The following is a 25,440-nucleotide window of genomic DNA, read 5'->3' as shown; positions in this document are numbered from 1 at the left end:
CTATGAAGGGCCTCGCTTCTACGCAACATCGAGAGGGTGATTTTGGTCAGCCAGTGCCGCTCAGAGCATCCGCGTTTGGCTCAATCCTTCACTACAGGCCTCTGTGGGTCGTCTTCTGTCGGTCATGGCCACGAATCGCGCTGGTAAAATCCAATGCAGATGACTAGTCAGGTCGAATGCAAATCGGGGGCAAGTCTGCGCAACTCCCTAACTACAGGGTGATGGGTTTTAGCTGACCGACGAGCGCGATGGCCTGTGCCGCATTATCGGTAAAGGCCTCCGCATCGCTCGGGCTCGGCTCCGGCCCGGGAACATGGGTATGGCCGGCCAGTTGCGTGCTCATTGCCGTCACCAGGTCGAGCAAATCGCACAGGACCTGTAGCACGTTCACCCCCTCCGATCCCATCCAGGTCTTTTCCGCGACACTGCGCCGTAGGCCGGCAATGCGCTCTTCCATATCGCCACCCACCGAAGCATTGAGCTTCTGCCCCACGACCAGATTCAGGTCGCGCCCGGTGGCCTGATGCAGGTCGTCCACGGCCGCCAGGCTGGCGGAGCCGCCTGAGAGCAGCTTGAGCGAGCCCAGGGCCTCGATCTTTTTGATGCCACCCACTGACTCGATGCTGTGGTCATCCACGGTCACGCTGTGGCGCTGGTAGTGTTCAGTGTTCTCCAGCGCCTCCACACGGCGCTCGCTGGCCTGATCATGGATCTGGCCATCGGTCTGGCGCAGCCAGTTGCCATCGGCGTCGACGCGTTGCTGTACCGCCTCGCTGTGCTGCCAGACCTGATCGCCTTTGGGCAGGTTGGGCAGGCTCAAGCCCTGGGGCAGGATGGCCAGGACAAAGGGTTTGTGCGGCAGGCCGTAGGCAAATGACACCACGACCATCGTGCCTTCATCGGGAAGGCCGTAGATCCCCATGGACTCGCCACCGATCGGCAACGGTAGCGGCACGCCCTGGAGCAGTGGCAATGCCGTATCGGGCTCGCCGTCGGGCCCCAGAACCTCAAGGTCAGCGGCGAAACGTGGGCGAAAGTCGTCACACAGCCCCGCGTTGGTGGGTGGGTCTGGGATGGCCACCACCCGGGCAAAGCGCGGCAGGTGATAGCCGCCGGTCAGTTCGGGATACTGGCGGTCAACCACACGGCGAATTACGTCTTCCATTTGATGCTCATTTGGCTTTCTGTGAGGGTCACGGCGGTGATGCGTTCGCCCTGGTTAATCGGCGCACCAGGACGAATCCCAGGCAGTGCGGCAATGACCGCACTCTGGTTGCTGTTGTAGCTGTCAAAGAGTTCGCGGGGCAGTTGCAGCGGCTGACGCTGGCCCCAGAAGCTGTCGGCCCAACTGCCCACATAGATTTCGCCGTCGCCCTGCTGCTGCCACATAAAGTCAGGGATCGAAAACACTTTGCCGAGACTGTCGATGGCTTGCACGCCGTTGGCCAGGTTGAAGAAGAACGCGGTTTTGGTGTGGGCGTAGGCTTGGTCGGGAACCCGAAAACGTAGGCCATTGCGCTCACTGATCGCAGCCAGGACCGCGTGCAAGTCCACATGACGCAGGTTCAGCGGCATGGGGATTTCCAGTGCGGCGGACAGTTCACGACAGAGCAGGACTTGCTGTTGGCTGTTGGCGGCAGTGCAACGCTCCACGTAGCCCAAAAAATGCCGCTGGAGTGGGCTGTCGTTGTAGCCGATGTCGAAGGTCACTAACCCGTGTACGGATTCGCTGGCGGTGATGGTGAAACTGGCGCGCCCCGGGGCGTGATAGTCCAGGCGTGTTTCATCTTTGCAGAGGGGGTAGGACACGCCGTCGACGGTCAACACTTTGTGCAGGTTCATGGCGTGACCGGTTTTAACCAGTCGTCGACGGACTTCAGGACTTTCTCAAATCCGTCCATTTCAACGGGCGCGCTGCCACCGTCTGCACCGGACGTACCAGAGACGGGTTGTCCTGGTGCACTTTGCTGCACGACGGGATTACTCGGGCTGCGTTGCTCCACGCGCTCCGGTATCGACAGTTTTTCGATCAGATTGAATTGCACGCGCCAGGCTCGCAGGCTGTCGTCTTCATTGGCGTTCACGTTGTCGCGAAACTGCACCTCGCGCACACCGAAGGCTGAGGCCGTGCGATTGACGATCCGATAGACCGTCAACTGCCCGCCGCCGGCGGTCGAGCTGGCCAGGCGCATCAAGTTGCGCAAGTCGGACTCGTCACGGTAGGGAATCATCAGCGTGACGCTGAGGGTTTTGGGTTTAAAGCCCTTGTGCGCCTGTGCCGTATTGCTGGTTTGGCCTGACAGGTCTTCGCTTTCAATGGTCAGGGTGGCCATGACCTTGAGGCCCTTGCCCTGAACTTTCTCGCCGTTGAGTAGCAATGTCATAGCCCGATCAGCTCCTGCACAAAGCTCAGGCTCTCTTCACTGCCGAGCAACAACAGGCCGGCACACAGCACCCATTCATAGCCAGGCGTAGGGCCCTCCAGCAGTTGCCGGCGCAATTCAGCGGCATCACCTGGACCGATCATGCGCGCCTGCATCGTGGCATCGGGCAAACCGTTGGCCAGTGCATTTTGCAGGTCACTCAACTGCTGATCACACGCGGCCTGTTGCTCAGCCTTGCGGGTCGCCAAGGCGCTCAAGTCAGCCATCGGGGACGTATCGGCGGCATAGCTTTCATAGATGGCCAGCTGGCTGTTCAGCGTCTGCTGGGACACCCGGGTCACCGTGCAACGCTCCAGCGGCAACGCTCCCCAACGTGGCAACGTCTCGGCCGTGGGCAACGTCCACTTCTCCGCCTCCAGGCGTGCGATGTTCGTGGCACGACGTTCGGCGCGTTCCAGGTCGGGAGTGGGCAGCAAGGCATTGAAGCGGCCCAGGGTCGCGGCAAACTGGTCGAAGCGTGTCGAGAGGAACAGCACGCACAAACCATACTGCTCCCCCTCGGGACGCCCAGCATCGATGTCGGTGAGTTTGTCGGCCAGCGCCTCCAGCAAGTTGGGCGCTGAGAGAAACTTTTGATATCCCCGGCCCTGGCCCATGCCGCTTTGGAACGGCGTCACCACGAGACTGGCCGGCGCGGTGGCCAGTTGCTCAGTCATGGCGGCGCGCCCGACCTCAATGGCTTCTTGTGCGGCGGAACCCACGGGACCGGGGTTGGTAGTGGCCGTCATTCCGGCCAGGCGCTCTTCCGTTTTGGCGATTTCAGTGCTGGCCAGGCCTTTGGCTTCATCCAGCCCTTCGACCCACTGCGTGGCCTCGCTGGGCCACTGCATGGTGACCGACGTCCAGGTCATAGCTGCTGGCCGTTTGGCGCGGTAGGACGAGCGTCGAGGTTGGGAAACAGCTCGTTGGTCGGCCAGGCCCGCAGTTCATTGCGGTAGGTGCGCCAGGCCAGCTCCGTGCTGAGCGCGGCCGGGTCGGCATCCAGATGCTTGTCGATCTCTCTGCCCGCCCAATGCAGTTCATTTTCGATCCATGACCGTTCTCGACGGCTTTGAATCACCAAATCGCGTGCGGCATCGAGCACCCAAACGAAACCATCCCAGAGATAGGCCGCACTCGGTCGCGGCAAGGTTGTCAGCTCGGGCGGCAACTCCCCCGGCAGCGAGTACAGCACCTCGGCGCCATCGGTAGTCTGATACACCGGACCACGGAAGTCTGGCACGACCACCCACGCCCCATCCCTCCAGACCACCACCTCCCCATCCCCGGCTTCGGGCGGTTCTTCCAGCGTGGCGCCCGCTGGCAGACCGCAGCCACAGCTGACATAGGTTTCGTGTTGGCCTAGGTATTCGGTGGTGGTTTCACTGAACGTGTAAACCTCGATCCAGCCGCTCTCTTCAAAAAAACCATTCACTAAAGTCGTCATCAGTACATCCTGCAAATGTAGTTGTACGCCACGTTGCGCATACGGGTTTCCGTACTCACACGGACGACGGCTGAAGGGTTGAAAACGACTGAGCGGTAACCCGTTGTAGTGACTTGCGGTGCGGCCGGCGTGATGGCCGTACTGTAATTGCCACCCATAAACGCGCCAGTCGCGGTGTTCACCAGTAACGTCGAGTCGTCGTCTTGCAGGACGAGCTCGCCCGTCATGTTTTGCAGCGTGTCGAGCTGAGCGCTCAACACGGGGCGTCCCCAATCGGGGTCAACGCCACGTCCGCCATCCAGGCCACGAATCGACTCACCGCGCAGATCTGGCAGGATGCCGCTGGGGTACACGGCCAGCAATGCCGGGTACCACTCGACATTGAATGGCTGACCCGCCATCAAAACGCATTTTTCGGGCGGCGTAGCGGTTGGCCAGGGAAACGGCACACCGACAGGGACGGCAAATATTGAAGCAGGGTCAAAGTTACTAGTGTCCCAACCCGTGACCCACTCACTGAATACGAATCCCTCTGGGGTCTGCACACCGCCACGAGAATAAGTTGTACCGGTGTTATAGCCGATGATTTGTTGCCAGAGGGTGTCTTGACTGACCGCAACCAGCATGGGGGAGAATTGACACCCTTCTGGAACGTTCGGGCCGGGGTTCACCCGGTAAATGCCCACAGTGGTGATTGTGTTTAGATCGGTGCCGTCGGGAAGGACAATCCCCCCGTGCCCCCAACCATGAGCACCCGTGAGTAATACATGGCCTGGTGTGTCATCTTGGGGAGAGGTTTGTTTAACCAGATCGGTTGAGTCCCAGGTGCTTTCCCATTCGCCCCAAACACCGGCAGTCAAGGCCCGGCGATATAGGGTGTGGTCGGCATTCCCATAAATCTCCTGGAAGGCGTATTGACCTGGTGTAATCGCCGAGACGCGAACCCAACCCTCATAGGGCGCGCCACCTGGCCCTCCCGTGCCATTGCTGACGAAATAGAGGGCTGTCACCGCGTTCAGACCACCGATGTCAACATCACTGACCGCATAGGCGGCCCCGCCCCAGCCGAACGCTCCGACCTTCATCAGCGCATCAGTCGTGACATCGTGCAGATCGATTTGAGCATCCAAGTAGGCGGCTGAACCGAGTGCATCCAGCTCGGTGTCGATACCGACCTTGACCGCGTGCAACGCAGCAGTGGTGGCCAGAATCTCACTGCTGTTCGACTCAGGATCATCACTCTTTTCGTTGGGTAGATTGCCCAGGTCGACATCGTCTTTGGTGGTGGCGCGAGCCCGCAAATCTGGATAGTCGCCACTGCGCGCCGCGAGGTGCTGAATCAAGGCCCCGGTAATCGGTTCAACGGTGCTGCGCAGGTCGGTGATTTCGGTGGAACTGAGGACCGTGGCCACCGGCACCAGGTAATGCCACACACCGTTGGTATCGGCAAAGTCCACCAGGTCGTCACCGTAGCTGGTGGCCAAAACCACGTTCACGTCGCTCAATTCACCTTTAAGCGAAATGTCGTACCACAAGGTGAAGGGAAACGCCGGCGGCGTGATGAATCCGCCGGCAGGCTGATGGACGGCCAAGCCTTCCACGTAGGCGATGCCCGGCTGAATCGTGAACTGTTCGTTCTGATAGACCAGCGCCAAGCTGTCGCCAAAGAAACAGGCTCGCCCGAACATGTCGCGGTTGCTCAGGCGCTCGCGTTCGTCCATGCCCGCCATGCGCACGGTGAAGTCAGCCTGCCAGGTGTCGGCGTTGATGGTCAGCTCGGTGACCGACTGCGCGCCGTCGAATACCAGCATCATGTTGCGGGTGATGTTGTTGCCGATCTGCTGGTTCGGAATGTTTTTGCGCTTCTGCTGCACCGGTGTGTAAGCCGCGGCTAACAGCACACCTTCAGCGGTTTCCAAGCCCAGCCAGTTAAAGTCCCAGTCGCCGACATTGGAGCCGATCATGCTGCTGTAGACCACTTGGTTAGGGTCTACATACCCGCCTTTGGTGATGTCCGTTTCGTACATCATCTGCTCGGGCGGTGGCTTGCCGGCATAGCGGTCCACCGGTGTGGCCGGGTCCTGCCCCGGCACCAGGGCGTAGAGAAACTTGCTCACGACCAGGACTTCCTGAGCGGCTTGCTTCTCGGCGATCAGGTTTTCACCGGCAATGGTTATTGCGGCCATGTGGCTTCCTCGTAACTGGCAATCAGGGTCTGCTGGTCGTCGTTGAACTCCACCGCGAACACCCGCAGGTTATCCAGCGGGGTCACGGTCAAAAATGCGTAACGGCGGCAGGTGCGGCCGTAACTGCGGAGCAGCACGCGTAACAGGTCCGAGTGCAGCGCGCTCTGTTCGTCGGTGATCTTCACGAACACCACGTCCCAGTCGCGGCCCTCCATGCGTTCCTGAATCTCGACACGACCGACGCCTAAGCGCATCAGAATCCTTTTCAGACCCGCCGTACTGCCTGCGTCCACCGCGTTGATGTAGGCGTGTTTGATCCGCAGGCGGTACAGGCTTTCCTCTTCCCCCGGGAAGCGGGTGATGTCGCGCTGCCAGGCGAGCAGGTCGAGCAAAGACAGGGGGCAGATGTCGGGGTCGATCTGGTGCAGCGGCCAATTCAGCCAGCCCTCGACGTTGGCCCACCAGGCCTGCGCGGCGCCTTTGAGCTTGGCCAGCTCCGGCCCGTCGAGCCAAAACGGCAGTTTGAGGTTAAACACCGGCCACCACCTCCAGCGTCTGAATGCGGGGAATGTTCAGGTCGGACACGATGTCGAGGTTGTCGAAGTGCAACGAGTCGAGTTCGGGGAATTTTTGGTGCAGCTCTTCGCCCAGGCGGCTGAAGGAAAATCGCGACTGGGGATAGGTCAGCGTCGGCTGATAGTCGGCTTGGGTGCTTTCCCGAAAGGCCGTACGGATGAACATCTCGACATCGGCAAACAGCTTGTCCGACTGCTCCACCGGCAGGTTCAGCACCGGCCACAGCGTCACGCGGATGTCATGCAGGGTCTCGGGCATGGCCATGACCAGCATGTCGTCGCCGTGGCCATGGTTACCCTGGTCTCGGATGTAGTCGTTGATTTCTTCCAGGTAGCTGTCCGCCGGCACGTTGGCTTCAAACAACACAAAGGCATTGGCACTGCCGGGGCCGCGTGGGGCTTCGTGTTCAAAGTACACGCCGTCCGGTTGTACGCCGGGAAAGGTGGTGATGAGCGCACGATAAACCGCGTCGGTGTTCCATTGGTTGATGGCCGAATACTGGTTGCGCGTGCGCAGGCGAAGGTCTTCATCCGACTCCTTGTCAGTGCCCGGTACGGTCATCCAGCCGTCCAGGTTGACCACGTTGACAATGCCCGGTACCGGCTCCGGCAAGATGGCGTAGTAACCCGGCGCGAGGTTGTAGCCGCTACCCGGTTCGGCGGCCATGGCCGGGATCAGGATCTGGGTGAGGCCATCGGTAAACGTGCCTGGCAGGCTGGTCAACAGCTCGTACACATGCCCGTTAATGGCGCCGGACTGGACACGTGTGCCGGCGGCAACTTCCAGCGTGCCGACTGGGCTGGAACGGGTGAACAGCAGATTGCCTTCGGTTTTGGTGGCCCCCATGGGTTCCACCTGTACCGCCCAGGCGAGCATTTCCAGATACTCACCTTCGGCGGTTTTGACGTAGGCGTTGGGCAGCGAGACTTCAACCATAAAGTCGATGAACCACATCACGGGTTCGGTCACGATGGCGGTAACGACCCGCCAGAATGGCGACCAGGCGCTGGTGTTGCTCAAGCGGCTGCCCTGTTCGGCGATCTCGCTTTCCCACGCGGCCTGCAGCTCTTCCTGCGTGGTCGGAATGCCGGCGTCAGCTAACGCCTGACGAAAATCAACGTCGCTCAAAACGCCACCTCAATGTTGCCAAATTTAATGGTGTCGGCCTCGATCAGGTACTGGCCGTACCCCGGTTGAGTGATACGCGCCGTACCTGGTACCAGTCGTTCGTCAGCCTCCACCATCAGCTCCAGCTGCTGAATGCAGTCACGCTGACGCAGGCTGTTGCGTTCGGCGATCAAGGTCACCAGCAGGCCGCTTTCCCGAATCATGTGGGCGATGTCCTGGGCAATGCTGGCGCGGTCCTCGATCTCCATGGGCTGGTTCGATGGGTCGAACACCAGGTCGTTGGCACTGATCAGCAAGTCGACGTATTCACTCATCCGGCAGCCATCTCCAGCATCTTGTCGAGCTCGTGCTGCGACAGGGGTTGGCTGGTATGGATCTCGACCTTGCCAATCTGCGTGCCTTTGTTTTGGGTGGTGTTGTTCTGGAACGACTGCATCAGGCCGCCGGTTGGAACCTCGCTGGGGCCGGCAGGCAGCAGGCTGGGAATGGCACCGTTGATGGTCTGCTGGGCTTTGGTGGCCATGTTGGCTTGGTCGGCGGCCTGCATGGCCTCGGGAACGCCAGGCACCATCGAGTTGCTCAGGGCTTCGGGGGCGCCGGGCCCCATTGCTGCGCCCAGGGCTTCAGCGGTGCCTGGGGCGGCTGGAGTCGCAAAGCGGGTTTCGATGTTGATGCCTGGAATCTGATTCAGCAGTTCGATCAAGCCGTTGGCCGCGTCTCCCAGCAGGTCGAACACCGACAGGTCACTCCAGGCAGTGGTGAACGCGCTCCAGGCATCGCTGGCCAGCGTGCCGAACGCGGCAAGCCAGCTGCTCAAGGCTTGGAATTGTTCATTCAGCCAGGTGAACGCAGCACTGTTGAGCAGCGCCGCCGTCCATTCATCCCAGTAGTAAATGGCTGCAACAATGACCGCGACCAGGGCGACGATGCCGGTGACGACCAACCCGATCGGGTTGGCCAACAGCGCCGCATTCACCAGCCAGATGATCCCTTGCCAAATCATCATGGCGGCACTCACGGTGCCCATGCCGATGGCCATGACGCCAAGCAGCGTGACGTACAGGGCTCCCCAAACGATGTTGGACATCACCGCCGCTTTGGTCAGAAGCCAGCCCATCCGGAAGATCTTCTGAATGACGATGAAACCGACCATCACCGTGCGTGCCATCCCCATGCCCAAGGTGAAGAGCGCGACGGCCGCCACCAGCGCAATGACGCTGAGCACGGTCATGCCAATCACTTTGGTCAAGTGGGGGAACAGCTTGGTCCACTTCAGAATTTTCGCGCCGCCCTCGGTGAGCATTTTCAGCAGGGGCGTGAGCGCGGGGCCTATCAGTTGGCCGAACGCAATGTTCAGCACCTCTATCGTGCTGGCAAATTGTGCCCAGGGATCAATCATCGCTTCGGCCATGGTCTGGGCTTGCTCCATGCCCTTGACCTGGCCCAGGGCGTTCAAACTATCGGCCAGGCCATCGGTGTCGGCCATCAGCAACTTGATCATGCTCACGGCTTCGTCGGAGCCAAAGGCTGCTTTCAAGGCATCCGACTCGGCCACATCCAAGGTGTCGCCGAACTTGCCTTTGATTTTTTCGAGGATCTGCAGGACGGGCAGCATGGCGCCCTGAGCATCGGTGAATTTCAAACCGAGCTTGCCTTGAGCGCCCCCAATTCCGGCCAAAAAGGACTTGTACTGGGTACCGGCCTCGCCACCGCTCATAGTGGCTTGCAGCGTGCCGAGGATCGCCATTTGCTCGTTCAAGCTAATGCCGGCAGCGGTGGCGTTGGCACCGACGGAGGTAAACGCGTCACTCATCCCCTGCCCCGTCGTCTTGAACATTTTCACAGCGGTCGCCGTGACACCGGCCAGGTTCTCGACCCAATCGCCTTTGCCCATGGCGTCGGCTTGATCTTTAAAGATGCCGTACATGGTGCCGACGTAGTTGGTGATGGTGGCGGCATCGGCCTTGGTGGCTTTGGCCAGCACGTTGGACGCATTGGTAAAGGTGGCCAACTGGGTGCCGGTGAGCCCGGCAATAGCGCTCTGAATGTCGTAGGCCGAGCGAACAAAGGCCTGGGCGTTTTCGCCGTAATTGATGGCGAACTCCAGGGACTTCTGGTTGAGCAGGTCCAGGCTCTCGGCGGCAACGCCGAGTGACTTGACTTCGCCCAATGCCCGCTGCTGGTCAATCGCGGGGCCCATGGCGGCCTGCAACGCGTAGCCGGTGGCGACCATGCCGGCGGCCCCCACGCCCATCTGGGTGAGGCCCTTTTGTGCGCCGCTGGCCAAGTCAGTGAAACTGGCGTTCACCTTGTTCAGCGGGCCGGTGATCATGTCGGTTAGCGCAACGATGAAATTGAGCTTGGCGCTGTTGTCAGCCATGAAACTCTCCGTTGACCAGGTGCTGGCCGGTTACCCTTTGAACGCCCGGGAAATGCCGTTGGCGATGGCGATTTCCATACGGCTCCAGTACTGGTCGTCCAGCCACTTGGCGGTGCCCATGTTGTCCGTGGTCGGCTCTTCACCCGGTAGCCAGCGGTCGACCAGGGCCATCAGCTGGCCCAGGGCGTTTTCGTTTAAGCGCTCGGCGCGGGCGAGCGCTTTTTTACGTTGATCTCAATGTCCGGGGTGTATTCCTCCAGCAGTGCGCCGGCCAGTTGCAGGGTAATCACCGGATTGGCCAGCAGCGGGCGCAGGCTGGCCAACTGTTCCTGCTTGACGGTTTGGGTCAGCAGATTGTTGGCCGGTGCCACCTTGTTGCTCGGCGTCAGGTGGTTGAAGTACTTGCTCACGTCCACCGGGTCCAGGGCAAAAGTGAATTCGTTGTCGCCGACTTCCAGGGTGATTTCGCGTCGTTCGCTCATTGCTCAGTTCCGTTTATTTGAAGTGCTTAAAAGTGCGGTCAGACGCCGCTCCAGGTTCTCTTCCAGCTTGCTCAGCGCCTTGTCCAGGTGCTCATTGCGCACGTACTCCTCGGCGATCTTGATGCGGAACTCCAGGTGTTCCCGGCGGGCAAAGCTGATTTGCCGGAACAGGTACACCTGGAAGCCCAGTACACCGGTCACCAGCAAGTCAGTGAGCAGCAGCATCACGCTGACGCTGGCGGGTGAAAGGTCCATCAACGTCTCCAGTTATCAGGGCCGCACATGCGAGCGGCACGCCGTCTTAGCCAAACGTGCAGCTGGTCAGGTCGTAATTGAGTGCCAGGTCCCAGGCGCCATTGGCGAGCCAGACCAGTAAAACCAAAATGCTGAGTGACCAGCTGATACGAGCCAGCCACATGTCGAATTTGCTCATCCGAGTAGGCCTTCAATCTCGCTCGGATCGAGATACGGCACGCCGTTGATGCGGATAAAGTCGGGGGACGTGACGTCGAACGGCACCTTGTGCACGCTCTTTTCGCCACCCTTCGGATCGATGTCGAGCAGGTTGGATACCTTCAGCTTCAGGCCGAAGGCCTCCACCCGCAGCTCCTCGCTGGGGGTCTTGGCAAAGAACACGCTGTCGAAGGGTTCCAGGGCTCGGAAGCTGCCCGCCTGGCGGGCGGCGTCGATCAGCAAGGAGAAGTTGCCGCTGTCCAGCTCCATCTCGCCGCTGGCCGACACGTCGCCGTCCACATGGCCGTCCGGAACACCGCCGGTTTGGGCTACGGCGGTGTTGTCGGTGATGTCCAGGCTGATTTTTTCGACGTGAATTTGCAGATCGCCAATGTTCACATCGAAGTTTTTGCCGCCAATGCGCGCACCCATGGGTTACTCCTCTTCGCCGTTGGACAGGTCCAGGGCGATGTATGCCGTCAGGTCTTTCGGGCAGTTGTAAGGGGTCACCGTGAAGTAGATTTCCACGGCTGTTTTGCTCTTCCAGAAGATGGTCACGTCACCGTCTTTGGGCGATTCGATCTCGCCGGGCTGCACTTGGCCGTTCACCGTGACGGAGCGCGCCATGTCGCGCAGCGGGCGCATGAATGCCGAGGTGGCAGTAGCCATGCTGTTGGGCGTGTTGTTCAACCGGCGATCCGCGACCCGCTGGATCAGGAGCACCTGGATGCGGCGTGAGGCCTTGTCCACGATGCGCAGGTACTCGATCACCTGAAAGTCGGAGCCTGGTGCGTCCAACGTATTGCCGTCGGCCCAGAACACACCCGGGTAATCCGGGTAGGTTTGCGACACGGAAAAACGGGCCTTATCCAACTCGGCGCGCACGCTGCCCGGCAATGGCACGCCGGCGGCATCGACGGGCACCGGCCCCAAACCCTGCAACGGGCCGGAGGCAACCCGCATCGGACTGTCGGCAATGCTGACAATGGCATTGGCCAGACGGCCGGCCAACACGCCCTGGTCATTGCCGTGCAGTTGCGGCACGACCATGACCCGTTGAGCGGCCACGCCGGCGGTGATAGCGCGCTGGGCTGTCAGGTAGGTCGACCAGTCTTCAGGGATACGCGGGGCCGGTGTTTCCCCTTCGGTGGTTTGAACCGCCTTGGGCGTCGCACGTGGGCTTTTCGCGGAGGTGTCCGGGTCCTTGGACGCAGCGGCAGTTTTCAACGGGGGCTCCGGCTCCGGAGTAATGTCGATGCCCCTGGTGGCGGCCATGAAGAACACGCGGCGCCCGTACACGTTGGTAATTTCCGTCGCTTTGTCTTGCATCGCCGTTAGCTCGGCACCGGTGGTCACCGGCGTGGTGATGATCACGCCTTCCACCGAAACACCGGCTTGCTGGGCTTTGTCCAGGGCTTCGGCCCAGTCACCGTCCGGGGCAATCGGGGCCGCCATACAGGCCCAGCGGTCACCGCCATTCAATTGCGCGGCGGCAATCTGGGTTTTCAGATCGGAGGCATCGACCCCCAGTTCGACATCGAGGTCGCTTTGGGTATTGAGCGCGACCAGCTCGCCGACGTTGGCGGACGCCGGACCGATGAACAGAAAGTAACGCTCGATCTCCGTCACCGGGCCTTGGCCGAGGTTCAGGTTGTTGACACTTACTTTGCCAAGAGCCATGGAAGGGGCCTCTATCGCGGTGAATTAAGGATTTGTGGAATGAGGTAGGTCACCAGCTCGTTGACCTCTTGCTGGTTGGCGATGCCGAAGAATTCGCGGCCTGGGAGTTTGATGTCCCACTTCGCCGGGCCGGGGTCGTCGCCCTTGAGTAAACGGATCAACAGGCCGGCCTGGTCGTAGCTCAGGTTCGCCTCGATCCACGCCACACCGGGTCGCATAAAGCGGGGTTTGCGGCGCTTTTTGTCCGGGTTCTGAACGGCACGTTTGTAGCCCAGCACCCGCAGGCGTTTGGCCTGAAAACGGGTGGCCATGAGGGTGTTTTTGCCCTTTTGCCGGCTCAGTTGGTCAGCACCACCACGCAGGGTCATGCCGGCGTTATGAACGCTGGCGATCATGGCGGTTTTGGCGTTGCCCCAACCCACCTCAGCGGCGTTACCGACCAGGCGCTTGACGCCCATTCGTTTGGCCAGGCCGGTGAGCATGCGTTTCTTCTGCCCTTGCTTGCGAAACTTGCGAGGCTGGAATGGGCTGTCGTTCAGGTCGCTCTGTTTGCGCACGCGTTGCCGCCATTGGCTACGCAGACGCAGGCCAACGCGGTTCATCAAGCGCGCTTGTAATTTGGGCGGCAGGCTGAGCATGGCCAGCTGGGTTTGAACATCCAGCATGCCCTCGACGGTCAGGCTGATGGCTTGTTTACGCGCCATACAGCACCTCACCGCGCTCAGCAATCCAGAGGTCGAACGGTTCGAGGGCCCAGGTGGTCCCGAAGGCCTCGAACTCGCCGTCCGGCGACTCGGTCAGGTGCAGCGGTTCGATAAATTCGACCGTGATTTCCACGTCCGACGCATCCGGGTCCATCTGTTCAATATCGAAGGTCGGCGCCGGCAGTTCATCCAGGTGGCGGTCGGGATCGTTGTTCACCAACCAGGTGCCCAGCAAGGCCATCAGCCGCGCCGGTTGCTCGGTAAAACGCTCCAGGAAGATCACAGCGCGGTAACGCATGTCGCCCATGTGCAAGCCGAGTTCTTCAGGCTTCCAGACCAGCGTCAAGTTGACCTGTTCCGCGCAACTTTCCAGCTGCTCGGCGACCACCACGCGATGTTCGATCAGGTACTTGGTCAGGGCACGGAGCTTTTCCATCAGAGCAGTTCCGCGGTGACACGCCCACGGCCTTGCAGAACGCGCACGGACTGCTGGCTGTAGGACAGAAAAAGCTCATGTCGTTCCGGGGCTTCTTTGCCCAGGTTCTCGGCGCTCTCGCGGCGGTTGACCGTGGCGAACTGCTGGAGCAAAAAGGACTTGGCGCGGCAGTACGCGGCACGCCGGTAGCTGGCCAGGTAGAAGCTTTCCAGCTCCATGCCGGAGCCTTCCAGGTACTTGTAGCCCATGTCCTGCCATTCAGCTTTTCGCTTGGCCAGGTCCAGGTTGACTTCACCCATGGCGAGCGTCAGCCCCTCGACCATCATCTCCGGCAAGTACTCCGCCGGCAGACGATAGGACGCCTGGAATTCGGCCAGCTCAAGGTCCGGCCAAAAACCGTCGTTGGGTATTGTGCAATCCACCAGGGTGGTCGGCTTGCCGCCAAAACTCATGTGCTGACCTCCTCGGTGGGCTGTTACGGAATAGATGCGGGGGTGACTGCGTTAGGCGGTTGGCACAGGGCCTTCACCTCGGCAGGCCCCCGCTGGGGGGGTTAGTCGTTTATTCGGTACCGGACTTTTCGTCGGCTTCCTGCTTGCGCAGGGCTTTGCTGGCCTCATCCATCCGGGTCTTTACACCGATCTCGGGATACAGCTCATTGGCCCGGTAAAAGTGCGCGCAGGCTTTGGCCCAGCGCTTGTCTTCCATGGCGAGGATGCCCAGCAGCTTGTGGTAGCGCGCCGGGATCTTCTCGAACAGCTCCCACGAGGCCGCCGGTGCCGGCAGCTCGCGTGGGTCGCCATCACGAGGATCGCGGTGGCCTGGCCACTGACCGTCCACACGCAACAACAGCTGCGACAGGTACGGTTCCGGGTTGCGCTGGGCTTTGTGCTGCGCCTCGGCCCACTCGACCATCGTGTCACCCACAAAGGTGGGAATATCGCGGCGGAAGCGCTCCGGCATGGCCTGACCCTGCTCGATGGCAAAGTCCGCCAGCTCCAGGGCCTGCTCGAACTGCTCGGTGTCAAACAGCCAGACCAGGACCTGCATCAGCACCAGGTTCGGGTGGTTCAGACCGGATTCGCGGTAGCGCTGCACGTACACCAGGTACTTGGGCAACAGCTCGTCGCGCTTCAAGCGCTGGCGAGCCTCCAGCGAGTTCAGCTCCGACAGCCGGCCGCAATCCTCGGCCAGCGCCGCGTTCATCAACGCCAGGTGTTTTTGAGCGTTGGCCGGTCCCGCCAAGGCCGTGGCCGAGGTGTAGGGTTTTGGGTCGGTTATCGGCCCCTGCTCAAGCAGGCGCTTTTTGTGATTGAGGGCGAGGCTCATGGCGCAGGTGGCTCCGGCACTGTGACAGTGACGAACTCAACGTTGGCCGCTTCGATGCCGGCGAACTTGCCCAGTTGCTCGACCACATAGCCCTCGTTGCGCGCGTTGTAGTCTTCAACCTGCGAGCGTTTCGGGTTCTGGATGATCTGGCGGCGCCAGCTGCTGTCCTGGAAATAGATCGACAGGTTGTCCCAGCTGGTGACCACCACGCCCTTGCTTGGAAAATGCGGGCAGGTGAACGACGGCAGGCCGCCATAGGTGGCGATCACCTGGGCCATCTCGATGCGTTCTTTTTCGGTCGGCTTGTCGCCTTGAGCGGCATACAGCTTGCCCTTGTCGTAGGCCAGCAGGTCGCGCCCGATAATGGCAACCAGGTCGCCACCGTCGCGGAACTCCTCGTCGATCATCAACGAGACGTCGAAGACCAGGGCGTCCAGGTTGGCGTAATCGCCGCCGACACCGATCTGGATTTTTCCAGCTGTCGCACCCTCGACCAGGATCTGTTGCGGGGCTTGCTCGCGAACGATCTGCATCCAGCCTTTGTTGACGTCCTGCAACAACGGATTGGCTGTGCGGTCGGTGTTCGGAGCAACGCTGGTTCCGTTCCAGCCGATCATGATGCGGTCGAGGCCGATCTGCTTCTGCACGGCAGCGGCGTACTTCTGCGCAAATTCGGGGAACTTGGACCAGGCATCGATGGTGGCGTATTTGAGCGCCACGTCGCTTTGGGTATCGAACAGCTCGTAACCATTGCCATCGAGTCCCAGCACGTCACGGGCGACCCGGTCATTGGTGGCCGTATTGATACGACCCGTGACGGTGCCGTTGACCCCGATCATGACTTTTTCGCCCTTGATCTCGGTCACTGGCAACACGTTGATGCGTTGCAGGAAAGCCGAACTCAGGGTGATTTTTTCATTCAAGGTCTGCGCATGGGTCGGCGTGACGTTGAACTCTTCATGGACCGAGGCCACGGCATAGGTCGATGCAATCGCCAGGGCCAGGGTGCTGAATTTCAAGCGGGCATTATCGCTAAGCTTCATCAGTAGATGCCCTCTGGCTGGTCACTCACGGCACCGGTGGTGTGGGGCAGCTCCTGCCCCTTGCCGTGATTCAACGCGGTGTTGAATTTTTCGGCGAGCGAGTCCAGCGAGCCCTTCAGGCTGTTGAACTGTTCGACGGTGATGCCGGTGGGCTGATCGCCCGTCTTGTCAGTGGTGAGCGCGGTGTCTGGCTCGTTCGGCTTCTGCGTGGCAAAGGTGGCGGCGCTCGTTTCCAGGCTGGTGGCCACGGTGCCGAGTTTGTCCACCGCTGCGGCAAATGCCTGCACGGTTGTTTGATCCATAGGAGTGTTCTCTTCTGTGAGGTGTGCGGGGGCTTCGAAACCGCCTTTGCCCAGGATGGCGGCGAACGCACGGGCGAAGAACGACAGGGCCACAGCCTCGTCGCTGTTGCCCGTGGTCAGGTCGTCAAGGGGTTCCAGGTTGGCAAAGTGGTTGCCGGCCTCGGCTCGACGACAAAAGTGCAATGCCTCGGTACCGAGGCTGGCCGGGTCATCGGTCACCGCCATGCCGCGCAGATAGGGTTTGCCGGTGTCGGCGAAGTTCGGCTGAATCTCCACGCTGGTGAACAGCTTCTGGCCGTCTTTGTTCAGGCTCAACAGGCGGTCGTTGGGCTGGAGCCTGGCGAACAGGGCCACTTTGCCGCCGCTGATATTTTCGGCTTTCACCTCGGCGACAGTGCCCAGGCTGCCAAAGTAGCGAATGTGTTCGTACCAGATGGTCGCGGTGTAGGTGGTCGGATCGTAAGCGCTGGCCATGTCGCGCAAGTCCTGGGCTTCGATGGTTCGGCCATCAACGGTTTTGCCGCTGGTGGCGACACGTTTCCAGTCAGAAACAAGGGTGCGGGGCATGGGGCAAAGTCGCTCGATTCGGTGCAGTGGCCGCCACGATAGGCAGCTGCGCCAGCCCGAACAAACGGTTCCATTGCGCGAAAATCCTATATTCAGGAAATAGGATTGAGCAGGAATTTAAGGGCGGGTTTGTGAGGGGGGAGCTGCATAAACTGCGGCTCATGCCCTACTTACCTGAAGTCAAAGACGCGGCCAGAAAGCTCTATTTGCGCCGCTACAAACCCCGCGAGATACAGGCGCAACTCAAGCTGCCTAACATCCGGATTGTGTACTACTGGATTGCCAAGGGCAGTTGGGATGAACTGCTGACGGACGAGGAACCACTGACGGCGGTCAGCCGGCGCATCACCTTGATTCTGGAGAAGGTCGAGACGCTGGAAAAAAAGGAACTGGACGAGCTCGACCGGCTGCTCAGCGTGCGCGAGCGCTTGCAAAAGCAGGCGGTCAAACCGGCCCCCGGCACTGCTGCGGATCTGCCCGCCGGTGCCGATGGTGAGCGGCGAGCGCCTGGGGATAAGTCCAGCCGTCGCGACGCTGACGGCCCTGGGAAGAAGAAACCCAAAGCGCCAAAGAACGACATCAGCCACCTGACCGAGGTGGACTTTCTCGACAAGTTCACCAGCAAGCTGTTCGGCTATCAAAAAGAGTTGTTCGAGGCCAAGCAGAACCCGCTGACGCGGCGCATCCGCAACGTGCTGAAGGCTCGCCAAACCGGCCTGACCTACTACTTTGCCGGCGAAGCGTTCATGGATGCGGTGCTGACCGGTGACAACCAGATGTTCCTGTCCGCCAGCCGTGCCCAGTCCGAGATTTTCCGCAACTACATCATCAAGTTTGCCCGCGAGTGGTTTGGCCTGGAGCTGACCGGTAACCCGATCATCCTCAGCAACGGTGCCGAGCTGCGCTTTCTCAGCACCAACAGCAGCACCGCCCAAGGGCACCATGGCCACGTTTACGTCGACGAGTACTTCTGGATTCGCGATTTCGACAAACTCAATACCCTCTCCGGGGCCATGGCCACCCACAAGAAGTGGCGCAAAACCTATTTCTCTACCCCCAGCGCGGTCAGCCATCAGGCGTATCCGTTCTGGACCGGCGATGCCTTCAAACGCGGTAAACACAAGAAGGCCAGCCTGCCGTTCCCCAGCGAAGCCGAACTACGCCAGGGCGCGCTGTGTCCGGATGGGCAGTGGCGCAAGATCATCACCATTCACGATGCCATTGCCGGCGGCTGCGATCTGTTCGACCTGGAACAGCTGCAACTGGAAAACTCCGACGACCAGTTCGACCAGCTCTACCTGTGCAAATTTATCGACAGCACGCAGAGCGCTTTCGCCCTGGCGGATCTGGAGCGCTGTTATTCGGATCGCCAGCTGTGGACCGATTACGACACGGACCCGAAGGCGCTACGGCCATTCGCCAACAGCCCGGTGTGGGTCGGTTACGACCCCAGCCGCACCCGCGACGATGCCACTTGCGTGGTGGTCGCTCCGCCCCTGGAGCAAGGCGGCAAGTTCCGCATCCTGGAGAAGTACTCTTGGCGCGGGCACTCGTTCACCTACCAGGCGGCGCAGGTCAAAAAGATTACCGAGCGTTTCAACGTCCAACACATTGGCATCGACATCACCGGTGTGGGCTATGGCGTGTTCGACCTGGTGCGCGATTTCTTCCCACGCGTGACGCCGATCCATTACAGCCTGGAAACCAAAAACACCTTGGTGCTCAAAGCCCAGGACACCATTCAAGGGCGGCGGATCGAATGGGACGCCGACTGGAACGACATCGCCTCGGCCTTCCTGACGATCAAGCGCGGCGCGACCAACAGCGGCCAAATCACCTACAGCGCCTCGCGCACCGACGCCACCGGGCATGCCGACATCGCCTGGGCGGTGATGCATGCGCTGGCCAACGAACCCCTCAACGTCAACAAAAAGCGGCGCAGCCGCTGGTCAACCCTAGAAGGCAGCCATGAACGAACTCGAACAGCCCAATCCCCAGCCTCACAAAGTGCAGGCGTTCAGCTTCGGCGCGCCGGAGTCGGTGCTGACCAACAACGTCGGCGAATACCTGGGCGTGTTCTCGACCAGCGACGGGCGGGTGTACGTGCCGCCCGTGTCGCGCACGGGGTTGGCCAAGCTGCTGCGGGCCAACGCCCATCACGGCACCATTCCGCGCTTCAAACGCAACATGCTGCTGCGTGACTTCATCCCCTCGGCTGGGTGCAGCCGGCAGACCATGGGCCGCGCAGGGTTGGATTTCATGGTGTTTGGTGATGCGTTTTTCCTGCGCATCCGCAACGTCATCGGCCAGGTGATTGAGTTGCAGCACTTACCGGCGATCAACATGCGCCGCAAGGTTGGGGGCGGTTTCATGATGCTGTTGCCCAACGCCAAGGAGTTGCACTTTGAAGAGGAGGACGTGGAACACGTCATGGATTACGACGTGGAGCAGAATATTTATGGTGTGCCCGACTACCTGGGCGGCATGCATGCTTTGCTCTTGAACGAATCGGCTACCTTGTTCCGCCGTCGCTATTACAATAACGGCGCCCATGCAGGGTTCATCTTTTATACCAACGACCCTGACTTGTCCGAAGAGGACGAGGCAAACTTGAAGTCCCAGATTCAAAGTGCCAAGGGTGTGGGTAACTTTCGCTCGATGTTTGTAAACATTCCCGGCGGCGCGGAAAAAGCCATTCAGATTATTCCGATTGGAGACGTGGCCACCAAAGACGAATTCGAACGGATCAAGAACATCACACGAAACGATGTGATTGCCGCCTGGCGAATGCACCCGGCCTTGGCTGGGGTGATACCGGAGAACGCGGGAGGGTTTGGAGATATAGAAAAGATCGACAGAATCTACACCAACAACGAGATTCGACCGATTTGCCAACTGTTCCTCCAGGTCAATGACTGTTTGCGGGCTGATCGTCATATTGCCTGGGCTGAACCCGAGTCCGTTACCTGATTCACCACAGCTAGTATTTGAAGAGTCACACAACCACCAGATGTTGTGTGGCAAAATACCCTCCTGTGAATACGGTGGGTGGGGCTATGCGGATTTACTGCAAGGAATGTGGCGAGAAAGGTCGGATCGCTTCGCGTGAGGAATTGTCGCTAGAGTTTGCCAGGCTCTATTGCCAGTGCCTGTCTGTCAATTGTGGCCACACTTGGGTCGCGAACCTCACGTTTTGCCATACCCTCAATCCATCAGCTCAGGTGGTTGATCGCCTGCTACTCGATCACTTACGCAATATGCCCCGGGCGGAACAGAGGGAACTGTTTGAGAAGCTCGGGTCGCCTGCCACTGCATAATATACAAGCCCCCGTCCGCTCAGGCCGGTGACTTGTTAGGTGCATTAATCGTTAGATTTTAACTCTCGATCAGGACCTATGTAGGCTCTCTGGACTGGAACAGGAGTTCGGCTAGTCGATATAGTTGAAGTTGCTCTTCCTCAGTCAACTGTCGATGAAAACAAATTAGACGACGTTCAATTTTCGTCAATGGATGCCATTCAATATCAGATACTGCAACCGCCCCAACGTCGCCTACTGTGCGATCCAACATGCTAACTACTCCGTAAAGTGCATTGCTGAATCGACGATATCGGGGCGTTAAGCGGCGTTAAAACTTAAACACCATGAATCTCTTGCGAGTTTTGTTACAAGTTAATTCGACCTCTTCGAGGCGTCATCAGCCATAACTTGCAGAAAACGACGTATCGCTTCTTTATCGAATGGCGTAATGCTTCTGAATTGCCTTATTAGACAATCCTCGACTTCGCTCAAAGCGTGTTCAGCCAGAGTCGTGCGCAATCCAGTGAGAATATAGGGGACGTCAAAACCGAACTGGCTCGCGACTTTGCTCAAGTAAGACGCTGTGGCGTCGCTTGTCCCGGCTTCGTAGTTAGCTTGGGTTCGTTTAGCTATCCCCAGAGCTTCTGCAATTTCGTTCTGCGTCATAGCGCAGCGCTTCCGCTCTTCCTGGAGCCGGGAGCCAATTTCTTCTGAAAGGTGCAAAATTATTCATCTCTGATGTTTACAAATGCACCTAAGTGCATCATTGTGCATCTCACACCACATGAAATTGCACGGATCTGCACTATGCCCAACAGAAGTATCACCGAGCAAGCACGACAACAAGCGCGTGAAGCCCTAGAGAAACGCGGTCAGAGCGCAAAAAATTTCGCAGCACTACACGACCTGAACCCCAGCACCGTATACGCGGTACTGAGTGGACAGAGCCTATGTCGCCGTGGGGAAGCACATCGCGCCGCCGTATTACTCGGTATCAAAGACGGCGTAATCCCACAGTAGCGGCACTGATCAACAGGAAAAAGTAGAAGATGAAAAGCCTAGTTCTAGAGACGCGCAAGGAAGTTATACGCCAGATCATTCGTAGCTTCCCAAATGGGCGCGAAGGCGCTGCAGCTCGTTTGGGAATGAACGTCAAAAAGTTCGATAACCATGCTTATGAAAACGCGAGCTGCAGTCCGCTCAGCGATGTTCAGGTTCACATACTGGAAAAAGAGTGCGGCACCTATCATCTGCCGAATTTTGTTGCGCTCATGTACGGCGGGTTGTTTGTACCGATCGCCGACCCGGAAACGCTGGATAACGTCGAGCTGTATGCGAGATCAGTTCAGGTTTCAGCCAAACGCGGCTGTGTTGACCAGGCAATTGCCCAAGCGCTGGAGGATGGTTTGATCAATGAGGGAGAGGCCAAAATCATCCTCCACGCTCACAATCTACACATGGCCGCACGACACGCCGAAGTACTGGCAGCCATCGACTTATACCGCGTAAAACCGGGGAAAGCCCAGTGAACAACCTGCCCGCAGTACAGGAGTATCAGGACACGCTTCAAGCCGCAGCTCTCGTATTCCTTGAGCGGCACCGATGCGAACACCTCGGCGACGATCAGCAACTGTTTGACCGTGCCGTGCAACACCTGATTGCGGATTACGATGTCCTGACTCGGACAGCCGAAAAGCTGGTGCACCTGGCCAGCAGCGAAATGGTGGCAGCCAGCAATCGGCAACGAATTGACATTGCCAGCAGCACGTCCACGCACACCGTCATCTTCGACACTGCCACCGGAAAAGCCTGGGCAATCCCAGTCAGCCTGATCTACGAACGCATTCTTATCGCCCCTGATAACGGCCGCTTCCGCGTCACCGCTTCGTAATCCCCCCAACAAATCGCCTGTCCCACCGCCGTGGGTTTGGGTGAGCTGCGCCCAAAATTGAGGTTTGACGATGGAAAACGCCATGAACATCAACGCGAAACTGACACCTGTCGAGGCTGAAGCACTGCTGGTAGCCCTGCGTGAGCAATATCGCTTGAGCCTCAATGAACACTGGTATGCCGATCAATTCCGCTTCGTTGCGGACGGTCTGCGCCACGGCGCAATTCTCGCACACGTCCCGGCAATGGCTGCGCAAAAAAGCCTTATGGCAGCCCTAACCCACAGCCTGAAAGCAGTGAAGTAACCCCCATGAAAGAAGATCTTCGCCACGACGTGCTGCAACGCCTCCAATCCGACTTCGGTCTGAAACATCGCACAGGCACCGATTACATGCGCGGCGGCACTTGCCCCAAGTGCAAAAAGAAAGAGCTGTACTCCAGGTTCGATACCCCATGGATGGTGATCTGTGGCCGACCTGAAAAGTGTGGCCACACCCTGCATGTTAAAGAACTGTACGACGATCTGTTCGAAGACTGGAGCAAGCGTGCGCCGGCTACAGACCAGCACCCGAACGCCACTGCGCGTGCCTACCTGGAGTTCGCCCGTGGCTTTCGGTTTGAGCTGATCCAGGGTTGGTTCACTCAGGAAAGTTTCTACTCCCCTGAACACAACGCTGGCAGCGCAACTGTGCGCTTCGCCCTGGAAAAAGGCGGCTGGTGGGAACGCCTGATCGATCAGCCGCACCGCTTCGGCAAGATGAAGGCCCGCTTCAAATCCAAGGACAGCTATCGCGGCGTCTGGTGGTGCCCTCCCTGCGTCGACCTTCTTGAAGCCAAGGAAATCTGGATCGTCGAAGGGATCTTCGACGCCATCGCTTTGGTACACAACGACATCGCGGCCGTATCGGCCATGTCCTCGACAGCGTTCCCTGGAGACTCGCTCAAGGCGTTGGCTAAGACCCGCGAGGGAGGGAAGCTGCCTAAGTTGGTGTGGGCCCTTGATAACGAGCCCAGCGCTAACGCATACACCCGGCGTTGGGTGCGCGAAGCCCGGGCCCTTGGCTTCGTCTGCGAGTCAGCACAGATCCCGCAACGCGACGGCCGTAAGTCTGATTGGAACGACCTCCATCAGCGCTGGAGCTTCATCCAAGACGACACTAAACGTGCCGAACAGATCGCCACCGACCTCAAGCAGGCCCGCCACCAAGGAGCATTGCTGCTGGCAGAGAGCGCAGCGGAAAAGGCCTTGCTCATGTACGACTGGAACAAGCGCGGAGAATTTCACCTGGGCTTTGGGAGCCGCCTGTATTGGTTCAAGTTGGACATGGAGAAATTCAACCGGGCTATGTCCGACATCGAGGACAGCGAGAACCACGACGATCAGTTGCTGAACCAGTCGCAACAGCGCGAGAAGGCGCTGCAGCAGTCCGGTAGCGTCGCAGAGATTGCCAACTGCTACCCGCAAGCCTTGTATTTCCAACGCAACGAGGTAACGGACGAGTCCTGGTACTACCTGCGCGTGGACTTCCCGCACGACTCCGAAAGCGTGAAAAACACCTTCACCAGCGGCCAGCTGTCGGCCGCAAGCGAATTCAAAAAGCGGCTGCTCGGCATGGCGGCAGGTGCAATGTTTACCGGCAGTGGCCAGCAGCTCGACAAACTCATGAAGGACCAACTGTTCGGCATCAAAACCGTTTCGACGATTGACTACGTGGGCTACAGCAAGGAGTACACCTGCTATGTCTACGGCGATATCGCGATCAAGGACGGCACCACCTACAAGGTCAACAGTGAAGACTATTTCGAGTTCGGCAAGCTGCGCCTGAAAACCCTGCAGAAGGGCGTCCCCATCAAGCTGCAGCGCGAAGCAAAGGGCTTTGACGAGAAGTGGGTGCAACTGCTGTGGACCTGCTTCGGCGCCCAGGGCTTCGTCGCCTTGGTGTTCTTCTTCGGCTCGCTGTTCTGCGAACAGATCCGCGCCCGCTACCAATCATTCCCGTTTTTGGAAGCCACCGGTGAAGCCGGTGCCGGCAAAACCACTCTGCTGAACCTGCTCTGGAAACTACTCGGACGCGAAGGTTATGAAGGATTCGACCCTATGAAATCCACGAAGGCCGGGCGCTCTCGCCTAATGGGCCAGGTTTCCGGCATGCCGGTAGTGTTCCTGGAAGCCGACCGCCATAGCGAAGATCGGGCACACGCAAAAACATTTGAGTGGGACGAACTGAAAGACTTTTACGGCGGCGGCACGTTAGCCACGAAAGGCGTCAAGACGGCCGGCAACGAGACGTACGAGCCCCCATTTAGGGGAACGATCGCTATCAGTCAAAACGCGGCCGTGGTCGCCCACGAAGCGATCATGACGCGCATCGTAAAACTGCACTTTGTGCGCCCGACCGTCACACCGGAAAGCCGTGCTGCAGCTGATCAGCTCAACGCACTGGATGGCGGTACCCTCAGCCACTTCCTGTTGCGAGCCGTGGGCAAAGAGTCCGCGGTGCTTGAGCTGTTCGCCCAACGTATGTCCGAACACGAAGCGAAACTGCGCCGGTTGCATACGCACTGCTTCGCCTGCAGCACGGCCTATACCAGCGACCAGGGTAACTGCAGTAGTTGCGGCTATGACTTGCGCGGGTACATCCGTGTCGAGCGGATCAGCAAGAACCACGCGCAACTGCTCTCGCTGCTGGACGGCCTTCGCTTGGTACTCAAACTGAGTGATCCTCAGGTCGCTGCTACCCAGCGCCAAATCGTACGGATGGCCATCGAGCGCCAGGCGTCGATCAGCTCCGACCATGCGGCCGTGGCCGAGTTTTGGGAGGTCTACGACTACCTCGAATCCTTGAGCGAGGATCCGGTGGTGGACCACAGCAGCGACCCCACCGTGATCGCCATCAACCTCAACGAATTCTGTGAACGTGCCGCCGAACACAAACAGAAGCTGGCCGATGTGGCCACGTTGCGCGATCTGCTCAAAGAATCCCGTTCCCGCAAGTTCCTGGATAGCAACAAGGCAGTACACAGCGCCGTACGCGCTGCTTTCAACAATCGCAATCCATGCTCACAACCCCGGCCGACCACAGTGAAGTGCTGGACTTTCAAGGCGTAAAGGAGA

General features: G+C 59.4%; 31 protein-coding genes. 8 read left to right on the top strand and 23 right to left on the bottom strand.

The window, feature by feature from the left end; genetic code table 11:
- Nucleotides 1–211 precede the first annotated feature (211 nt).
- The 22 genes from PMI34_RS18905 to PMI34_RS19000 all read right to left on the bottom strand — a co-directional run bounded on the left by PMI34_RS18905 (nt 212) and on the right by PMI34_RS19000 (nt 17,136).
- Complete coding sequence (locus PMI34_RS18905) at nt 212–1,165, bottom strand: hypothetical protein (protein WP_008048522.1); 954 nt, start codon at nt 1,163–1,165, stop codon at nt 212–214.
- Complete coding sequence (locus tag PMI34_RS18910) at nt 1,153–1,842, bottom strand: hypothetical protein (RefSeq protein ID WP_008048521.1); 690 nt, start codon at nt 1,840–1,842, stop codon at nt 1,153–1,155. The genes PMI34_RS18905 and PMI34_RS18910 overlap by 13 nt, the downstream gene beginning before the upstream one ends.
- A complete protein-coding gene (locus PMI34_RS18915; protein ID WP_008048517.1) occupies nt 1,839–2,384 on the bottom strand; it encodes a baseplate complex protein in 546 nt (181 codons plus the stop codon). Before PMI34_RS18915 ends, PMI34_RS18910 begins: the two co-directional genes overlap by 4 nt.
- Nucleotides 2,381–3,295: a hypothetical protein gene (locus PMI34_RS18920; protein ID WP_008048514.1), complete on the bottom strand. Its 915-nt coding sequence runs from the start codon at nt 3,293–3,295 to the stop codon at nt 2,381–2,383. The genes PMI34_RS18915 and PMI34_RS18920 overlap by 4 nt, the downstream gene beginning before the upstream one ends.
- Nucleotides 3,292–3,870, bottom strand: coding sequence for a hypothetical protein (locus PMI34_RS18925; protein ID WP_008048513.1), 579 nt, complete (start codon nt 3,868–3,870; stop codon nt 3,292–3,294). The genes PMI34_RS18920 and PMI34_RS18925 overlap by 4 nt, the downstream gene beginning before the upstream one ends.
- Nucleotides 3,870–6,056: a phage tail-collar fiber domain-containing protein gene (locus tag PMI34_RS27670; protein ID WP_008048510.1), complete on the bottom strand. Its 2,187-nt coding sequence runs from the start codon at nt 6,054–6,056 to the stop codon at nt 3,870–3,872. The genes PMI34_RS18925 and PMI34_RS27670 overlap by 1 nt, the downstream gene beginning before the upstream one ends.
- Nucleotides 6,044–6,592, bottom strand: a complete 549-nt coding sequence (locus PMI34_RS18930) for a phage tail protein (RefSeq protein ID WP_008048509.1) — start codon at nt 6,590–6,592, stop codon at nt 6,044–6,046. Before PMI34_RS18930 ends, PMI34_RS27670 begins: the two co-directional genes overlap by 13 nt.
- On the bottom strand, nt 6,585–7,760 hold the full coding sequence (locus PMI34_RS18935; protein ID WP_008048507.1) for a baseplate J/gp47 family protein: 1,176 nt from the start codon (nt 7,758–7,760) through the stop codon (nt 6,585–6,587). Before PMI34_RS18935 ends, PMI34_RS18930 begins: the two co-directional genes overlap by 8 nt.
- Entirely contained in the window at nt 7,757–8,074 is a 318-nt protein-coding gene (locus PMI34_RS18940; RefSeq protein WP_008048506.1) for a DUF2590 family protein, read from the bottom strand. Before PMI34_RS18940 ends, PMI34_RS18935 begins: the two co-directional genes overlap by 4 nt.
- A complete protein-coding gene (locus tag PMI34_RS18945) occupies nt 8,071–10,140 on the bottom strand; it encodes a phage tail tape measure protein (protein WP_008048503.1) in 2,070 nt (689 codons plus the stop codon). The genes PMI34_RS18940 and PMI34_RS18945 overlap by 4 nt, the downstream gene beginning before the upstream one ends.
- A 30-nt stretch (nt 10,141–10,170) precedes the next feature.
- Complete coding sequence (locus PMI34_RS28950; protein WP_410922435.1) at nt 10,171–10,314, bottom strand: DUF6890 family protein; 144 nt, start codon at nt 10,312–10,314, stop codon at nt 10,171–10,173.
- 20 nt (nt 10,315–10,334) lie between these two features.
- On the bottom strand, nt 10,335–10,622 hold the full coding sequence (locus tag PMI34_RS18955; protein WP_008048498.1) for a putative phage tail assembly chaperone: 288 nt from the start codon (nt 10,620–10,622) through the stop codon (nt 10,335–10,337).
- Nucleotides 10,623–10,625: 3 nt separating this feature from the next.
- Nucleotides 10,626–10,877 (bottom strand): hypothetical protein, encoded by a 252-nt coding sequence (locus PMI34_RS18960; protein ID WP_008048496.1) that lies wholly within the window; start codon nt 10,875–10,877, stop codon nt 10,626–10,628.
- 46 nt (nt 10,878–10,923) lie between these two features.
- Nucleotides 10,924–11,055, bottom strand: coding sequence for a hypothetical protein (locus PMI34_RS29525; RefSeq protein WP_008048494.1), 132 nt, complete (start codon nt 11,053–11,055; stop codon nt 10,924–10,926).
- A complete protein-coding gene (locus tag PMI34_RS18965; protein WP_008048493.1) occupies nt 11,052–11,507 on the bottom strand; it encodes a phage protein in 456 nt (151 codons plus the stop codon). Before PMI34_RS18965 ends, PMI34_RS29525 begins: the two co-directional genes overlap by 4 nt.
- Before the next feature lie 3 nt (nt 11,508–11,510).
- Entirely contained in the window at nt 11,511–12,755 is a 1,245-nt protein-coding gene (locus tag PMI34_RS29050) for a DUF2586 domain-containing protein (RefSeq protein WP_008048492.1), read from the bottom strand.
- Nucleotides 12,756–12,766: 11 nt separating this feature from the next.
- Nucleotides 12,767–13,459 carry a phage virion morphogenesis protein gene (locus tag PMI34_RS18975; protein ID WP_008048491.1) on the bottom strand — a complete coding sequence of 231 codons (693 nt, stop codon included), beginning with the start codon at nt 13,457–13,459 and terminating at the stop codon, nt 12,767–12,769.
- A complete protein-coding gene (locus tag PMI34_RS18980; RefSeq protein WP_008048490.1) occupies nt 13,449–13,895 on the bottom strand; it encodes a phage tail protein in 447 nt (148 codons plus the stop codon). Before PMI34_RS18980 ends, PMI34_RS18975 begins: the two co-directional genes overlap by 11 nt.
- Nucleotides 13,895–14,347, bottom strand: coding sequence for a head completion/stabilization protein (locus tag PMI34_RS18985; protein WP_008048489.1), 453 nt, complete (start codon nt 14,345–14,347; stop codon nt 13,895–13,897). Before PMI34_RS18985 ends, PMI34_RS18980 begins: the two co-directional genes overlap by 1 nt.
- A 109-nt stretch (nt 14,348–14,456) precedes the next feature.
- Complete coding sequence (gene gpM, locus PMI34_RS18990; protein ID WP_008048488.1) at nt 14,457–15,224, bottom strand: phage terminase small subunit; 768 nt, start codon at nt 15,222–15,224, stop codon at nt 14,457–14,459.
- A complete protein-coding gene (locus tag PMI34_RS18995) occupies nt 15,221–16,267 on the bottom strand; it encodes a phage major capsid protein, P2 family (RefSeq protein ID WP_008048487.1) in 1,047 nt (348 codons plus the stop codon). Before PMI34_RS18995 ends, gpM begins: the two co-directional genes overlap by 4 nt.
- Complete coding sequence (locus PMI34_RS19000; protein WP_008048486.1) at nt 16,267–17,136, bottom strand: GPO family capsid scaffolding protein; 870 nt, start codon at nt 17,134–17,136, stop codon at nt 16,267–16,269. Before PMI34_RS19000 ends, PMI34_RS18995 begins: the two co-directional genes overlap by 1 nt.
- Nucleotides 17,137–17,297: 161 nt before the next feature.
- Here PMI34_RS19000 and PMI34_RS19005 point away from each other — a divergent pair, with 161 nt between their 5' ends.
- The 3 genes from PMI34_RS19005 to PMI34_RS27955 all read left to right on the top strand — a co-directional run bounded on the left by PMI34_RS19005 (nt 17,298) and on the right by PMI34_RS27955 (nt 20,453).
- Nucleotides 17,298–19,337, top strand: coding sequence for a terminase large subunit domain-containing protein (locus tag PMI34_RS19005; protein WP_032829516.1), 2,040 nt, complete (start codon nt 17,298–17,300; stop codon nt 19,335–19,337).
- A complete protein-coding gene (locus PMI34_RS19010) occupies nt 19,264–20,106 on the top strand; it encodes a phage portal protein (RefSeq protein WP_162130354.1) in 843 nt (280 codons plus the stop codon). The genes PMI34_RS19005 and PMI34_RS19010 overlap by 74 nt, the downstream gene beginning before the upstream one ends.
- An 86-nt stretch (nt 20,107–20,192) precedes the next feature.
- Nucleotides 20,193–20,453, top strand: a complete 261-nt coding sequence (locus PMI34_RS27955; protein WP_081498058.1) for an ogr/Delta-like zinc finger family protein — start codon at nt 20,193–20,195, stop codon at nt 20,451–20,453.
- A gap of 354 nt (nt 20,454–20,807) precedes the next feature.
- Here PMI34_RS27955 and PMI34_RS0127160 read toward each other — a convergent pair whose 3' ends face one another.
- Nucleotides 20,808–21,158 (bottom strand): helix-turn-helix domain-containing protein, encoded by a 351-nt coding sequence (locus PMI34_RS0127160; protein WP_032829515.1) that lies wholly within the window; start codon nt 21,156–21,158, stop codon nt 20,808–20,810.
- An 84-nt stretch (nt 21,159–21,242) separates the two neighbouring features.
- On the opposite strand from PMI34_RS0127160, the gene PMI34_RS27950 reads away from it, so the two are divergent.
- The 5 genes from PMI34_RS27950 to PMI34_RS19030 all read left to right on the top strand — a co-directional run bounded on the left by PMI34_RS27950 (nt 21,243) and on the right by PMI34_RS19030 (nt 25,434).
- Nucleotides 21,243–21,455, top strand: coding sequence for a hypothetical protein (locus PMI34_RS27950; protein WP_081498057.1), 213 nt, complete (start codon nt 21,243–21,245; stop codon nt 21,453–21,455).
- Nucleotides 21,456–21,484: 29 nt separating this feature from the next.
- On the top strand, nt 21,485–21,964 hold the full coding sequence (locus tag PMI34_RS19015) for a YmfL family putative regulatory protein (protein WP_008048482.1): 480 nt from the start codon (nt 21,485–21,487) through the stop codon (nt 21,962–21,964).
- The gene (locus PMI34_RS19020; RefSeq protein WP_008048481.1) at nt 21,961–22,326 is read left to right on the top strand and encodes a hypothetical protein; all 366 of its coding nucleotides are present in this window, start codon (nt 21,961–21,963) and stop codon (nt 22,324–22,326) included. Before PMI34_RS19015 ends, PMI34_RS19020 begins: the two co-directional genes overlap by 4 nt.
- A gap of 70 nt (nt 22,327–22,396) precedes the next feature.
- Entirely contained in the window at nt 22,397–22,630 is a 234-nt protein-coding gene (locus tag PMI34_RS19025; protein WP_008048480.1) for a hypothetical protein, read from the top strand.
- A 5-nt stretch (nt 22,631–22,635) separates the two neighbouring features.
- Nucleotides 22,636–25,434: a toprim domain-containing protein gene (locus tag PMI34_RS19030; RefSeq protein WP_008048479.1), complete on the top strand. Its 2,799-nt coding sequence runs from the start codon at nt 22,636–22,638 to the stop codon at nt 25,432–25,434.
- The last annotated feature ends 6 nt before the right edge of the window (nt 25,435–25,440 follow it).

This window comes from Pseudomonas sp. GM74, assembly GCF_000282455.1.
In the GTDB taxonomy this organism is placed as follows: Bacteria; Pseudomonadota; Gammaproteobacteria; order Pseudomonadales; family Pseudomonadaceae; genus Aquipseudomonas.
The sequence above is the reverse complement of the archived record's forward strand: the minus strand, read 5'-3'. Positions and strand labels throughout refer to the sequence as shown.